Genomic DNA, 14,403 nt, shown 5'->3' with positions numbered 1-14,403 from the left:
TCGGTCAGGCCTCGCGGCGGCCGCCGTGACCGGGGTAATCCCGCTCGAACCGCTCCGCGAGGTCGTCCTCGTCGAGTTCGATCACGACGGGGCGGCCGTGCGGGCAGGCGTAGGGGTTCTCGCAGCCGTCGAGCGCCGTCAGCAGTTCCGTCACCGCGCCTTCCGTGAGCGACGTGTTGCCGGTGACGGAGGGATAGCAGGCCAGGTCCGCGATGAATTCGTCCGCCAGCGACTCGACCGTCTCCCGCCCCGACGCCTCGTCCGCCGTCGAGACGAACGTCGCGAGCACGTCCCGGACGCGCGCCGGGTCGAGCGTCTCGTCGAAGACGGCGGGCACGGTCGTCACCTCGACGGTGCGGTCGCCCGCGCGGTTCGCGTAGAAGCCGAGGCTCGCCAGCGCGTCGGTGTACTCCTCGAACAGCGCCGCCTCGCCCGCCGTCAGTTCGAGTTCGACCGGTTCGGCAAGCGACTGAGCCGTGGTGTCGTCCGCGAACGCTTCGCGGAGGCGCTCGTAGTTCACCCGCTCGTCCGCCGCGTGCTGGTCGACGAGCGCCAGACCGGTCTCCGTCTCCGCGACGACGTAGGTGTCGCTGAACTGTCCCAGCACCCGCATCGCCGGGAGGCTCTCGTACTCGCGGGTCCGGTCGACGGACTCGCCGGCGAGCGTTCGCTGGTTCGTGCCGCCGCCGAACTTCGGCGACGCGTCCCGCCCAGCGCCGGCGGAGTCGCGTTCGGCTCCGTCGGCGTTCGTTCCGCCGGTCGCCGCGTCGTCCGCCGAGTCGACCCCCGGACCCTCCGGGGCCGCTCCGTCCGCCGCGGCACCGTCGGCTTCGGCCGTCGGTTCCTGCGTCTCCGCGGATCTCGGTGCGTGCGAAGTTCCCGATATCTCTGCGGTCCCCGAGGTCGACCGCTCCGGGTCAGGGTCCGCAGTCCGTGCTGGTGACGCGGCTCCCCTCTCGGTACAACCGTCACCGGGCGAACGTCCGTCGAGTTCTACGGCGTCCGTAGAGCTTTCGTCCGTTTCCGCCGTCACGCTTCCACACTCGACCGCTGTCGCGTCACCGCCGTCGTCTGCCGTCGATACGTCGCCAGAGCCGCTCTCGTCCCCGTACGACGTAACGTCGGCCGCCGTCTCGCCGGCGTTCGGGCTCGTGACGCCGTCCGCGCTGGTTCCGCCGTTCGCGTCGGCACCGCCGTCCGCCCCCCCGTCGACGCCCGCCTCGGACCGCGCTCGGCCGTCCGACGGCGAATCCGGGCTGACGGTCGCCTCGTCCGGTGCGGACCGGCCGCGCGGCGCGTTCGAGCGGACGAGACCGTTGTCGAGCAGCGCCCCCTCGACGGCCGCCTCGACCTGTCGACGGAGGCCGGCCTCGTCGCCGAATCTGGCCTCCATCTTCCGCGGGTGGACGTTGACGTCCACGTCGGCGGCGGGCACGTCCAGAAAGACGACGACGAACGGGTAGCGGTCCGACGCGAGCTGACCGCCGTAGGCGTCGATCACGGCCTCGCGGACCGCGCTCGCGGTGACGTACCGCCCGTTGACGAACGACGAGACGTACTCCCTGCTGGAGCGGTTGGTTTCGGGGTGGCTGACGTACCCCGACACCTCGTCGAGCGGCCCCGCCGGCAGGTCCTCGGCCGAGGCGTCGACCGAGATCATCGACTCCGCCACTTCGCGGCCGTACACCGAAAGCAGCGCGGCCCGGAGGTCGCCCCGGCCGGTCGTCGAGAACGTCTCGCGGCCGTCGTGGGAAAGCGATACCGCCACGTCCGGGTTCGCCAGCGCGTATCGGGTGACGACGCGGTTGACGTGCGCGAACTCCGTCGCCTCCGTCTTCAGGTACTTCTTCCGCGCGGGGGTGTTGTAGAAGAGGTCTGTCACCTCGACCGTCGTCCCGGCGGGTCGGCCGGCGGGCGAGACCGCTGTCACCTCGCCGCCCTCGAACCGGAGTTCCGTCGCCGCGCCGTCGCCGTCGCGAGCCTTCGTCGTGATCGTCGCCCGCGAGACGGCTCCGATGGTGTGTAACGCCTCGCCGCGGAACCCGAGCGTCGACAGGTCGGATTCCAGGTCCTCCACGTTCCGTATCTTGCTCGTCGTGTGTTCGCGGACGGCGGTCCGAACGTCGGTTTCGGTCATCCCCGTGCCGTCGTCGCTGACCGCGATCCGATCGGTGCCGCCGCTCTCGACGGTGACGTCGATGCGGGAGGCGTCCGCGTCCAGGCTGTTCTCGACCAGTTCCTTCACGACGCTCGCCGGTCGCTCGACCACCTCGCCGGCGGCGATGCGCTGGACCGTCGACTCGTCTAGCTTCCGGATGTCGGAGTCCTCGGTCGCGTCGCTCACGGCGGAGACACCTCCGCAGTCGCGGGTCGGGGAGTCATTGCCGGCGGTTCCGTCCGAGACTACTTGAACGTGCGGGAGCGGCCGGCGGTCACTGCGGGACGCGCGTCGGGAGCGTCCCGCCGATATCGCGCCGCATGGCGAGGACACGCGAGTAGTCTTCCTGCGACAGCACGCCGACGACATCGCCGTTTTCCTCGACGAGCGCGCGCCCGCCGTCGGCCCGGTTGAACGTCGCGAGCGCCTCGAACGCGTCGGTCGACGATTCGACGCGGGGGACCTCACGCGCGACCGACCGCACGCTGGTCGTCTCGCGGTCGCCCTCGGAGACCGAGCGGAGGTCGGAGAGCGTCACGACGCTCGTGACCGACCCGTCGACGCGCACCGGGTAACTGGTCCGCCGGTCTCGAAGCATACGGTTGACCAGTTCCGCGACGGACGAGTCGGCCGGGACGGCCTCGGCGTCGCGTGTCGCGACGTCGCCGACGGTCAGCCCTTCGAGGAGTTCGTCGATGAGGACAGTTCTGGACTCGGTCGTGGCGGCACCGTAGATGAAGAAGGCGAGCAACAGGAGGATCACGTCGAACGCCATGACGCCGACGACGGCGAAAAGCACCGCGAAGACGACGCCGATTCGGCCCGCGATCCGCGTCGCGCCGGCGTAGGAACGGTTCCGTGCCAACAGCGCCCGGAGGATCCGGCCGCCGTCCATCGGGAAGGCGGGAAGCATGTTGAACACCGCGAGCGCGACGTTCGTGATCGCCAGCCATCCGAAGACGAACCTGACGACCGGCAGCGACGACGGCGTCGCGAGCAGGGCGACGTAGCTCACACCAGCGACGAGGACGCTCGTGATCGGGCCGGCGATGGCGATCCAGAACTCACGGTCCCACTCGCGCGGGATGGCGCTCAGCGCGGCGAGGCCCCCGAGGATCCACAGCGTGATCGACTCGATCGACAGCCCGTACCGCATCGCCACCCACGAATGACCGAGTTCGTGCAGGAGAACGCTCGCGAACAGGCCAACGCCCGCCGCGACGCCGATGATCCATGGTGTCGTTCCCGCTTCCAGCGTTCCGGGGTCGAACTCGACGCCGGTTAGCCCCTCGATGACCCCTTCGTAGGCGGATATCTGCCCGCCGCTCCCGATGAGCCACGCCAGTACGGGAAGAAAAACGAGCAGCGACACGTTGATCCGGATCGGGATCCCCCAGATCCGGGCGACGGTGAAGTTGCGCATACATATCGAAAGGTCGAGACGCGGATAAGTCGTCCGCCCAGTACGCGTTACTCGCGCCAGAGTCCGCCGGCGCGGTCGAGACGTCGTCGCCGACGGTTCCGTTCGGACTCACTTGACCGCGCGGTGCGGGGGTGTGGACAGTGACAGGAACGGCGGATGGCGGGGAATAGCCGGCCGTTTACTGAAACCGGCGTTTGTGCCTTCCGAAAGGATTTACATTCAAATTCGGTACGGAAACTATGGACAGACGTGCTTTCCTCACAGCGCTTGCGGCCGGGACGTCCGGACTGGCCGGCTGTTCGCTCTCCACGGGCAACGGCGACAGCGTGCCGACGAACGACGGGACTCGGACGACGGGTCGTCCGACGGATGACGGCGAGACAGGCACCCGGCCCGACGACCACTCCCAGCCCGAGGGGTGGGCGAGCGTCGTCGAACTGGAGACCGGGCCGCGAACGTACGCGTTCGGCCCGACGTCGATGCACACCGACGACAGAGCGCGCATCGCGCTGTGGTTCGATAGGACAGCAACCGCCGACCACCCGGCAAGGCTTCGCGGTTGGTTCGAGAACGGAAACGACTTCGCGAACACGTTCCGAATCGAATGGATCCCCGTCGTCGGCGGGACGCACGGGCGGCAGCCCGCGGGGTACGACCACGAGGCGCGCCTCCACTTCGCGCCGACCGAGAACAACGACCTCGCGGAGACGGTGCCGGAAGTCATTCGTACCGACGACGGCTACTGGCGAGTCAAGGATATCGGTCCCTGGATGACCGAAACCTACCGTATGGACCCCGGTGAGCGCGTCGAACTGGAGTACGTTCTCGTCGGCGAGCGAGGGATGTCGGGCCGGCCCACGGGCACCTACGAGTACCGGGGCGACGACCAGTCCGCCAGCGTGACCGTCTGGAACACGGACGCTCCCGGCCCGGAGGCCAAATCGCGGTTCGCCGGGCGGTCCGTCCCCGCGTTCGACAACGACCGAACTGTTCAGTGGTTCCACGAGGCAGACAGCACGACGCCCGCGTTCGTCCGCCCCTCGGCCGAGCGGATCGAACTCGACGGACGGATCGATTTCGAGATGGTCAACAACAGCCACGAGGAGCTAGGGTGTGGCCACTGGAACCTCTACAAACTCGTCGACGGCAGGTGGTTCCACGTCTGTCCTGCCTTCCACACCGCGGACTGTCGAAGCCTCCCGCCGGGCGGGCGCGAGCAGTGGTCGCTCCGAGCGTTCAACGGCGAGGCCGTCCCCTGCGGTCACGAGAACTGCGGGTGTCGCGGCCTCACCCAGGGCTACCTCGGCGGCGGCGAGTACGCCGTGGTCGCCGGCTACGGGCACCCGGCCGACGAGAGCGCCGCGCTGGTCGAACTGACGGGTGATCCGGTGACGCTGGTGCCGACCGACGACGCCACCGCCGAGCAAAACGGCAACACCGTCACGGTTACGACGGACCGATACGGCGACGGCGAACACCCACCGGACGCGACGTTCGCGGTAACGCGGACTGTCTCGGCCACGGAACGGGTGATCGCCGAACAGGTGATGGGTTCCAGTGGCGGCCTGTCCCGCGGTAGAGGCCTTCGGAATGCGCTCTCTGCCATGACGGCAGACGTCGACCGCGTCGTCGTTCGTACTGACGAACATGTCGCTAACGCCGTTTTTGGATCCGACGAGTCGACGCGGCGGTTCCGGTTCCGGGGCGAGGACTACGAAGTCAGCCGAGACGCGGCCGCCGAGTGACAGCGATACCGGACTGTCCGCGGAGTAATGCGGACGCGCACTCTCAGCGCCTTATACCGCGGTGTCTCTACTCGCTCAGGCGCTCCTGCCACTTCTGGACTTTCGTCATCAGTTCGACCGGCGGCGTCTCGTCCACGTCGATATCGGTCAGGTTCTCCAGAACCGCTTCCGTCTCCGGGTCGAGCGCGTCGGTGTCCGCCGTACCACCGGCGTCAGTGGCATCGGTTGTGTCCGCGCCGTCCGCGCTCGCCCCGGTCGTCGCCCCGCCGTCCGCGGTCGCCGGTTTCATCTCGCCGCTGCCGACGTCGAAGACGACCTGTTTCGGTTCGCCGCCGCCCGCGTCGCCTTTCGCCTCGACGGCTTTCTCCTCGCGGAGGCGTTCGAGTACGTCCCGCGAGCGGTCGACGACGGGGGCGGGAACGCCGGCGAGGTCCGCCACGTGGATGCCGTACGACCGGTCCGTCGGGCCGTCGCGGATGGTTCGCAGGAAGGTGACGTCGCCGTCGGTCTCGTCGGCCGCGACGTGGACGTTTGCGACACGGTCTAAGTGGTCGGCGAGCGCCGTTAGCTCGTGGTAGTGCGTCGCGAAGAGGGTCTTCGCTCTGACCTGGTTGTGCAGATACTCGGTCGCGGCCCACGCGATGGAGATGCCGTCGTACGTCGCCGTTCCCCGTCCCACCTCGTCCAGAATGACCAGCGAGTCCTCGCTGGCGGAGTGGAGGATGTTGCTCAACTCCTGCATCTCCACCATGAACGTCGAACGCCCCTGCGCGAGTTCGTCAAGCGCCCCGACGCGGGTGTAGATCCCGTCGACGAGTCCGATCTCGGCCTCGCGGGCGGGGACGAAGCTCCCGACCTGCGCCAGCAGCGTGATCAGCGCGACCTGGCGCATGTACGTCGACTTCCCGCTCATGTTCGGTCCCGTCACGACGAGGAACCGCCGGTCGCCGTCGAGAGCGGCGTCGTTCGGGACGAACTCGGTCGTCTGCTCGACGACGGGGTGGCGACCCTGTTCGATCCGGAGGTCGCCGTCGCGGCGGAGCGCCGGCCGCGTCCAGTCGTTCTCGACGGCGTGGGTTGCGAGACTCGAAAGCGCGTCGAGCGTCGCCACGGTGCGGCCGACGTCTTGGAGCAACTCGGCGCGGTCGGCGACGTCGCGGCGGAGTCGCTGGAACAGTTCGTACTCCAGTTCGCCGCGTCGCTCCTCCAGACGAAGGATCTCCCGCTCTTTCTCCTCCAGTTCGGCCGTGACGAACCGCTCGGAGTTTTTCAGCGTCTTGACGTTCTCGTAGTGGTCGGGCGCCCGGTCGGCCTCGCTCTTCCCGACCTGAATGTAGTAGCCGTCCGTCTTGTTCCGGTCGACCGTGACGTGCGCGAGGCCGTGTTTCGATTTCACGCGGCCTTCGAGCGTGTCGAACCACTCCTGGAGTTGCTCGTGGCGCTCGATCACCTCGTCCAGTTCCTCGTCGTACCCCGTGGTCAGCAGACCGCCCTGCCTGACGGTCGACGGCGGGTCATCGGCGAGGGCCTCGTCCAGCGTGTTCCGGAGGTCGGCCGCCGTGGCGCGGTCCGGGCGGGTGACGATATCGGAGAGCGGCGACTCCGAGAGTTCGGGGTCGTTCTGGACGACGTCGACCAGGTCCGGCAGGAGGCCGAGCGTGTCGCGCACCCGCAGGAGGTCGGTCGCGTCGGCGCTCTCGGAGCTGGCTTTCGACGCCAGCCGTTCGAGGTCGTAGGCCGTGCCGAGCGTCTCCCGCAACCCCTCGCGGGCCATCACGCCGCGGGTCAGCGCGGCGACGCTGGCCTGTCGCCGTTCGAGCGTCTCCAGGGAGCGACGCGGCCGCTGGAGCCACTCCTTCAGCAGGCGGCCGCCGGGGCTTGTGACGGTGTGGTCGATCGTGGCGAACAGCGACCCCGAGCGGTCGCCCTGCATCGTCTCCGTGAGTTCGAGGTTGCGCTGGGTGGTCGCGTCGAGTTCCACGTGGTCGTCGCCGTGGTACTGCTGGAGGCGGGTCATCGACGCTAGCACGCCCGTGCCGGTCTCCTCGACGTACGAGAGGACGGCGCCCGCCGCCTGCACCGCCGGTCCGTCGTCGTCGACGCCGACGCTGTCTAACGTCTCGTCGCCGAACTGCTCGCGGGTGGCGTGGCGGGCCCGTCCCGGTTCGAACACGGCGGCGTCGTGCAGCGTCACCGCGGCGTCGACGCGCTCCCGGACGGCGGAGACGAACTCGTCGTCGTCGTTGCGAACGTCGGGTCCGGGCAGCACTTCGGCGGGGTCGAAGCGGTACAGCTCAGTCAGCGCGCGGCCGGTGGCGTCCTCGCCGCCGACGTCCGTCACGAGGAACCGGCCGGTCGTCACGTCGGCGAACGCGAGGCCGTAGCCGTCGTCCGCGGCGACGACAGCCGCGAGATACTGCGCGTCGGCGGACGTCGTCTCCAGCAGGGTGCCGGGCGTGACCACGCGCTCTATCTCGCGGGCGTGGCCGGACTCTGTCTCGTACTGGTCGGCGACGGCGACGCGGTAGCCGCGTTCGACGAGCGCCTTGAGATACGGCGTCAGGTCGTCGACTGGGACGCCAGCCATCGGATACGACGACCCGTGCGAGGATTTCTGCGAGACCTTCAGATCGAGTTCGTCGCTGACCGTCTCCGCGTCGTCGGCGAAAAACTCGTAGAAGTCCCCGCACTGCATCGTCAGGATGTCCGCGTCGGTCTCCGCTTTCAGTCCGAGGAATTCCCCGACTATCCCCGTCGCCTCTGTCATATCCACCCTTCGGAGCGTCGGCGGCTAAAACCCTCCGGGTTCCGCAGAGTATATTTCCCTCCCGTCGTGGTAGTACCATCACAGTGGTATCCAGACGGGAACTCCTCCGGGCGGGGTTCGCCGCCGTCGTGTTCGTCGCTTTGCTTTCGGTCGGACTTAGCTACGCTGTCAGGTCGACGGACCGGGGCGACGATGTTGGGGTCGTCAAGTGGTGGGTCGACCTGCTCGGCGCGTGGGAGGCGTTCGTCCCCGACACTTTCACCTCGACGCTGTTTTCCCTGCTCCCCGTCCGGGTGGGATTCGCCGAACTCGCCGGTATCGCCGTTCTCTCTCTCACGCTGGTCGCCTGGACCGGGGCCGAGGCCCGCTGGGCCGGATGGACCGTCGAGTCCGCGTTGACACAGGTTCGGTCGGTCCGCGGCGGCGGGTCAGCGGACGAGTCGCCGTCGGTGGAGGCCGAAGACCCGTCTCGTCGCACGGACGACCGGGAAAACGAGTAACTGCCGGACTGCAGTCACCGACTGACGGCCCGGTTTAGCGAACGCACTCGCTCGACTATCGTCTCGATGTCGGGCGCGACCAGTTTCGCTATCTCCTCCTTACCGACCTCGCCGCGGTCGAGGACGACCGCGGGGCTTCCGTCGGCGGCCCGGAACGCCTGCCGCGCACCCCAACCCATCGTACTCCCTTCCGTCTCCTTCACGTCCTCGGGTTCGGCGTCGCGGTCGTACTCCGCGACGGTCCAGCCGAGGTCGTCGAGCGCCGCTTCCACGTCGCCGTCGAACCGGCAGTTCACCGCGAAGCGCAGGTCGGGGTCGAACTCCCGCGCCGAGAGCAGGAAGCGCGCGACATGACTCGACGCGCCGAAGCGCACGCCGCGATTCGGCTGAACGCCGCTCATCGTGCGAGTGATCCGCCCCTCGACCGCGGCGGTCTCCGCCGTCTCCTCGGCGTACGGTGTCGCGCCGACGACGTTCATCCCGACCTCCGGAACGACGGCGCTCACGTCGGCATCGACGAACTCCCGGACGACGCTGTGGACGGCCTCGGCGGTCGGCTGTCGGTCGGCGCGCTCGCGGAGCGCGGCGAGGTGATGCACCGCTCCCGGGCCCTCGCCCATGTCGTGGTGGTAACGGATCGCCCGCTCCATGAACGCGACGCCCTGCTCGACGACGTCGACGAGCGATCCGCCGTCCGCGAGATCGGCCGCGATCGCTGACGACAGCGTGCAACCGGACCCGTGCGTGGCTGCGCCCTCGACTCGCTGGTGTTCGAACGTCTCGACGCCGTCGGCGGTGACGAGAACGTCCCGGACCACGTCGGCGTCAGCCTCGACGTGGCCGCCCTTCACGAGCGCCGCCTCCGCACCCATCGAGACGAGCGCCTCGCCGGCCTCGCGGGCGCTCGGTTCGTCGACGACCTCGATACCTGTCAGCACAGCCGCCTCGTCGGCGTTTGGCGTCACGAGCGCCGCTTCAGCGACAAGATCCTCGTACGCGCTCTCGGCCTCGCGTTCGAGCAGGCGGTCGCCCGACGTTGCGACCATCACCGGATCGACGACCGCCGGCGCGTCGTCCGCGGCCACGCGCTCGGTCACCGTCTCGATCACCGCTGCGGTGGCGAGCATCCCGGTCTTGACCGCCCGCACGTCCATGTCGTCGCGGACGGCGTCGAACTGCGCCGCCACCTCCTCGACGGGCAGGACGTGCGTGCTTTCGACACCGGTCGTGTTCTGCGCGGTGACGCTCGTCACCACGCTCGTCCCGAACGCGCCGCGGGCCTCCATCGTCTTCAGGTCCGCCTGTATCCCCGCGCCGCCGCCCGAGTCGCTCCCCGCGACCGTCAGGACAACGGGACGGTCGACTGGTGCTGGCTGTCTCATATCCGGTGGTATTACCTGGTGATACAAAGCAGTGATGGAGTCGGAGAGTAGTCGCCTTCTGTCCGTCGTAGCTCTCACTCCCCTGCCAATCGCTCGTACACCGGCCACGACGAGTCGCCCTCCGGCTTCGGCACCGCCTCACCGTCGGCGGCGACGCCCTCCCCTTCCAGAACTTCGCCGACCTCGGCGGCCGCGAGGCCTTCGCCCCGCAGCGCCTCCAGCACCCGGTCGACTGCTTCCGACGGCGCGGTCACCAGCAGCGTCCCCGAACTCGTCGCACACCACGGGTCGAAGTCGAGAGCGTCGGCGACCTGCCGCACGTCGTCCGGCAGTGGAACCGCGTCGCGGTCGAACTCGACCCGGACGCCGGCACCGCTTGCGAGTTCGTGGAGCGCGCCGTGAAGGCCACCCTCCGTCGCGTCGTGCATCGCCGACACAGGGCCGGCAGCGGCAGCGGCGACCGCGCCGCGGACGTGGTTGGCTCCCGGAAGCCGGGCGGCGGCGGCATCGACAGTCACGTCGTCCGCGGGGATCTGTCCGGAGTACAGCGATGCGAACAGCGCCGTCGCCTCGACCCCCGCGCCCGTGGTCACGAGCAGGCGGTCGCCCGGGTTCGCGCCGTCCGGACGGACGATGTCGTCCGGGTCGCCGACCGCCATCGCGGTCGCGCCGCCGATCCAGGGAAACGAACACCCGGCGTACCGGGCGGTGTGGCCGGTGACGACCGCGGTCCCCAGTTCAGTCAGCGTTTCGTCTATCGCAGTCCAGACCGCGGCGAACGAGTCGTCGTCCATCTCCGGCGGCAGGTGGAATGCCGGGGCGAAATGCGACGGCGGAAGCCCGGAGACGGCAACGTCCGCGAGGACGATGCCGAGGGCGAACCGCGCCGCGCGCTCCCACCCGAGACCGGGGAGGATCGAGATGGGGTCCGTCGCCGTCACCAGCGCCGTCCCGTCCACGTCGACGACGCCGAAGTCGACGCCGGGGCGGGGTCCGAGCGCTACGTCACCGCGGTCGGTCCCGAGGTGCGGGTAGATGAACTCGTCGAAGAACTCTCGGTCGACTTTCCCGGTATCGCTCATACCGTGGGTCCGGTCGGCGGCGGCAAAGTCGTGCTGATTTCCGGGACCGGTTGAGCGGTTCGCCGGTGCCCGACGCTGCGGAGACGGCTGAGGTTTTTGTAGGATACCGCGGCCACCTCGTCTCCCGTGGCCCACAGAGCGCTCGTCGCATACGAACGTCCGAACGGCAACTACGACCTGCACCGATCGCGCTGGGGCGGGTCCGACCTGTCGCTCGCCCGCCGGATCGCCGAAGATACGCCGTTCGGCGGAGCGCAGACCGGTGCTGCGCGGGTCAGACGCGGCCCGTCACTGGGATCCAGTCCGCGTCCCGTCGACCGTCGCCCCGTCGTGACCGACCTCGACTTCGACGGCGTGGTCGACGCTGTCGACTTCCGCCAACACGAAGCGTTGTTCGCCGTCGCGGCGGACTACGACACCACCGCGTACCTGTCGCTGTGGTTCGGCCTGCCGACCGTCAGCGAGCCCTCGCTCACTGACGGTCGCGAGGACGCCGATGAGCGAAGCAGATCGAACCCTCGTTCGACTTCGTCTCACGAGGACGCCGCCGGAACGAGTTCCGGCGAGCCCTCGCTCGCTGACGCTCGCGAGGACGCGGGCGCGCTCGTCGCTGCCGACCCCGACGGGGGGCCGTACGGCGGCCCGCGCCTGCGCCGGTGGTTTCGCGCGACGAAGGCCGTGGTCGCAGACGTGGTTGCCGAGGGGACGGTTTCCCGCGACGAGGCGGCGGCGTATCTCGCTGACAGGGCCCGGGAACACGTCGGCGAACGACGGGAGGTGATCGTGCGAGAGTAGGACGATACTCGCCTCGTTCCCCACGCGGTTTCTGTTCGCGATTCCCCGGCCGGGTCCAGTCCGGCTCCCGATGCAGTTCCGTTCCCTCACTCGCACCGCAACGCGGTCCGCTTTTGTCCGCCCGGCCCGTACCCCGATCCAGTGACTGCGAGCGGAGGACGAACGACGGATGTGACGCTGCGAGCCCCGACGGCCGAGGAGGCGCTGGCGACGGTCGAGGACGGCGTCGAACGGGGGTCACTCGTCACCCTGTTCGGCCGCTGTACCGTCGACTACGACGGTCGGGCGTCGAGCGAACTCGGCCCCGGCGACCGCCACGTGATGCTCAAGCCCGACGGGACGATACTCGTCCACACCGACGAGGGACAAAAGCCCGTCAACTGGCAGCCGCCGGGTTGCACGCACGCTCCCGGCCTGACCGACGACGGCCGACTCCGGGTCCGTAGCCGCCGCTCCACGCCCGACGAGGAACTCATCGTCGAGTTCGAGCGCGTCGACCAGGTGTCAGCGTTCGACGTGACGGACGCGAACGACCTCTCGCTCGAAGGGACGGAGGAGGACCTCCGCCAGCGCATCCTCGACGACCCGTCTCTGGTCGAACCCGGCTTTACGCCGCTCGCGACCGAGCGTGAGACGCCGGCCGGTGCGGTCGACATCTACGCGGAGGACGCGGACGGCCGCACCGCCGTCGTCGAACTCAAGCGCCGCCGCGTCGGCCCGGACGCCGTCGGCCAACTCGACCGCTACGTGGACGCGCTCGAACGCTCGCTCCACACGGAGGCGAGCGTCCGCGGCGTCCTCGTTGCGCCCTCTGTCACGGACCGCGCGCGCCGTCTACTGAACGAGAAAGGACTGGAGTTCGTTTCGCTGTCGCCGCCGTGAGTCAGGTGCGTCGGAGAGTGTTCCCGAACACGTAGCCGACGCTCCCGAAGACGATGCCGTACAGCAGTGCCATCTCTACCGGGTAGGTGGCCGCGTACTGCAGCGTGATCGGCGCACCCGTGTGGGTGACCGCCCACCCGAACGCCGGGGCACCAGCCAGCAGGGCCGCCGGAACCAGTCCGGCCCCGAGTACTGTGGCGACCGCTGCCAGGACGACGAGCGCTGCGCCGGCGAGGAGGAAAACGCCAGTCACCTCTCCAGCGTACGTCGGAAGCGAATGTTCGATCCACAGATAAGCGTCTCTGGCGGCGACCTGCTGTGCGGAGACGACTGCCAGCGTGAGGGCGGCGACAGTCACGGCGACGGCAGTGCGGGGCCGACCGATCAGATTCGACCGCAGGGCTGCCGCGAACTGATTGACCGCTCTGTACGTCTGCGCCGCAGTTCCTTTCGTGTACACGCTGTTCCCTCTCGGTTCTCTTCTCACTGTCGTGCAAAAAATCTACTCATCGACCGATGAAACCACTGATACTGTCGGCTGTGATCTCTTGGAGAATATCGAACCAGCAGGGATCCGAGTATCGTTCCGAAGGTACAGCCGACAGTGTGAGGTGATATCTACCGTCATCTCCGACGCCGAACGACTGTCGACAGCCCATCGCCTTTGTGTTCCCGTCGCGTACTGTGTCCGATGACCGGCGACGCCGCGGAGGAGGCGGGAGACGGAGCCCGTCGACTCATCCTGAACCCCACGAGCGGCACGGCCGACCACGTCGAACGGACCCGCAAACTCGCCGCGGAGCGGGGATTCGACGTGGTCGAAACCGAGCGCACCGGACACGCCGTCACACTCGCTGCGAGAGCCGCCGCCGACGGAGTCGACCTGCTCGCAGTCTGCGGCGGCGACGGCACCGTCCACGAGGCCGTTCAGGGGGTGGTCGAGGCGGACGCGCTGGGCGACGTGACGCTCTCTGTCGTTCCCACGGGGACGGCCAACATCATCGCGTCGGCTCTCGGTGTTCGGGACGTGGAACACGGGTTCGCGGTCACCGACTCCGGCGAAATCAGGCGGATCGACCTGGGGACGGCCGGTGACGAACCGTTCGTGATGTCGGCCATCGCGGGGTTGCCCGCGGACGTGAGCGCCGCGGCGACTCACGGTTTGAAACAGCGCTTCGGCCCGTTCGCGTTCGTCGTCGGCGCTGCACAGGAGGCGCTGGAGTTCGACGGTCTGCGGGTGGACGTGGAGGCCGACACAACCGAAGGCAGCGTCGAGTGGCGCGGCGAGGCGCTGGCGGTGCTCGTCGGCAACGTCCGGCAGTTCGCGAAGACGGGCGGGCAGGCGAACGCCGAGGACGGGCTGCTGCGGGTGACCATCGTCGAGGAAATGCCGCCGGACGACGCCCTCGTCGAGGCGATCGAGCAGCGACTGCTCCACGAGGAGACGCCCCACGTGACCGACCTGCGGGCATCCGAAATAGATATCTCCAGCCTCGACGGCGGCGAGGTACGGTTCAGTCTCGACGGCGAGATCCGGCCGTTCGAAGACGTGCGGATCACCGTTCGCCCCCGTGCGCTCCGAGTGAAAGTAGCCGAGGAGTACAGCGTGGCCGCGGACGACGCGACGTAATGCGGTCCGCCGTTCGCCGGTCTCGTCGCGGCGCTGTCG

Annotated in this window: 11 protein-coding genes; 5 read left to right on the top strand and 6 right to left on the bottom strand. The window is 68.9% G+C overall.

The window, feature by feature from the left end; genetic code table 11:
- Positions 1–4 precede the first annotated feature (4 nt).
- Entirely contained in the window at positions 5–2,344 is a 2,340-nt protein-coding gene (gene mutL / locus EYW42_RS02830) for a DNA mismatch repair endonuclease MutL (RefSeq protein WP_237561262.1), read from the bottom strand.
- 88 nt (positions 2,345–2,432) lie between these two features.
- Positions 2,433–3,581 carry a site-2 protease family protein gene (locus EYW42_RS02825; protein WP_135533735.1) on the bottom strand — a complete coding sequence of 383 codons (1,149 nt, stop codon included), beginning with the start codon at positions 3,579–3,581 and terminating at the stop codon, positions 2,433–2,435.
- A 239-nt stretch (positions 3,582–3,820) separates the two neighbouring features.
- Between EYW42_RS02825 and EYW42_RS02820 the strand changes: the two genes are divergently transcribed.
- The gene (locus EYW42_RS02820) at positions 3,821–5,326 is read left to right on the top strand and encodes a hypothetical protein (RefSeq protein WP_135533734.1); all 1,506 of its coding nucleotides are present in this window, start codon (positions 3,821–3,823) and stop codon (positions 5,324–5,326) included.
- Between the two features lie 67 nt (positions 5,327–5,393).
- Here EYW42_RS02820 and mutS read toward each other — a convergent pair whose 3' ends face one another.
- On the bottom strand, positions 5,394–8,093 hold the full coding sequence (gene mutS, locus EYW42_RS02815) for a DNA mismatch repair protein MutS (protein ID WP_135533733.1): 2,700 nt from the start codon (positions 8,091–8,093) through the stop codon (positions 5,394–5,396).
- Positions 8,094–8,176: 83 nt separating this feature from the next.
- Between mutS and EYW42_RS02810 the strand changes: the two genes are divergently transcribed.
- Positions 8,177–8,593: a hypothetical protein gene (locus tag EYW42_RS02810; protein WP_135533732.1), complete on the top strand. Its 417-nt coding sequence runs from the start codon at positions 8,177–8,179 to the stop codon at positions 8,591–8,593.
- 14 nt (positions 8,594–8,607) lie between these two features.
- Here the strand turns inward: EYW42_RS02810 and thiD are convergent, their stop codons facing one another.
- Complete coding sequence (gene thiD / locus EYW42_RS02805) at positions 8,608–9,975, bottom strand: bifunctional hydroxymethylpyrimidine kinase/phosphomethylpyrimidine kinase (RefSeq protein WP_135533731.1); 1,368 nt, start codon at positions 9,973–9,975, stop codon at positions 8,608–8,610.
- A gap of 74 nt (positions 9,976–10,049) precedes the next feature.
- Positions 10,050–11,057 (bottom strand): AIR synthase-related protein, encoded by a 1,008-nt coding sequence (locus EYW42_RS02800; RefSeq protein ID WP_135533730.1) that lies wholly within the window; start codon positions 11,055–11,057, stop codon positions 10,050–10,052.
- 126 nt (positions 11,058–11,183) lie between these two features.
- Here EYW42_RS02800 and EYW42_RS02795 point away from each other — a divergent pair, with 126 nt between their 5' ends.
- Together EYW42_RS02795 and nucS are read left to right on the top strand one after the other, a co-directional pair.
- Positions 11,184–11,852, top strand: coding sequence for a DUF6735 family protein (locus EYW42_RS02795; RefSeq protein WP_135533729.1), 669 nt, complete (start codon positions 11,184–11,186; stop codon positions 11,850–11,852).
- A gap of 171 nt (positions 11,853–12,023) precedes the next feature.
- Complete coding sequence (gene nucS / locus EYW42_RS02790) at positions 12,024–12,734, top strand: endonuclease NucS (protein WP_135533728.1); 711 nt, start codon at positions 12,024–12,026, stop codon at positions 12,732–12,734.
- 1 nt (position 12,735) lies between these two features.
- Here nucS and EYW42_RS02785 read toward each other — a convergent pair whose 3' ends face one another.
- The gene (locus tag EYW42_RS02785) at positions 12,736–13,194 is read right to left on the bottom strand and encodes a hypothetical protein (RefSeq protein WP_135533727.1); all 459 of its coding nucleotides are present in this window, start codon (positions 13,192–13,194) and stop codon (positions 12,736–12,738) included.
- 231 nt (positions 13,195–13,425) lie between these two features.
- On the opposite strand from EYW42_RS02785, the gene EYW42_RS02780 reads away from it, so the two are divergent.
- Positions 13,426–14,364, top strand: a complete 939-nt coding sequence (locus EYW42_RS02780) for a diacylglycerol/lipid kinase family protein (RefSeq protein ID WP_135533726.1) — start codon at positions 13,426–13,428, stop codon at positions 14,362–14,364.
- Positions 14,365–14,403: the final 39 nt, after the last annotated feature.

Origin of the sequence: Halostella pelagica (assembly GCF_004762015.1) — an archaeon.
GTDB classification, from domain to species: domain Archaea; phylum Halobacteriota; class Halobacteria; order Halobacteriales; family Natronoarchaeaceae; genus Halostella; species Halostella pelagica.
Note: the sequence above shows the minus strand (reverse complement) of the source record. Positions and strands in the feature narration are given on the sequence as shown.

Excerpts from the sequence above, each read along its gene's own strand:
- EYW42_RS02825 (WP_135533735.1), bottom strand. The coding sequence starts at position 3,581 with ATGCGCAACTTCACCGTCGCCCGGATCTGGGGGATCCCGATCCGGATC.
- EYW42_RS02820 (WP_135533734.1), top strand. The coding sequence starts at position 3,821 with ATGGACAGACGTGCTTTCCTCACAGCGCTTGCGGCCGGGACGTCCGGA.
- mutS (WP_135533733.1), bottom strand. The coding sequence starts at position 8,093 with ATGACAGAGGCGACGGGGATAGTCGGGGAATTCCTCGGACTGAAAGCG.
- thiD (WP_135533731.1), bottom strand. The coding sequence starts at position 9,975 with ATGAGACAGCCAGCACCAGTCGACCGTCCCGTTGTCCTGACGGTCGCG.
- EYW42_RS02800 (WP_135533730.1), bottom strand. The coding sequence starts at position 11,057 with ATGAGCGATACCGGGAAAGTCGACCGAGAGTTCTTCGACGAGTTCATC.
- EYW42_RS02780 (WP_135533726.1), top strand. The coding sequence starts at position 13,426 with ATGACCGGCGACGCCGCGGAGGAGGCGGGAGACGGAGCCCGTCGACTC.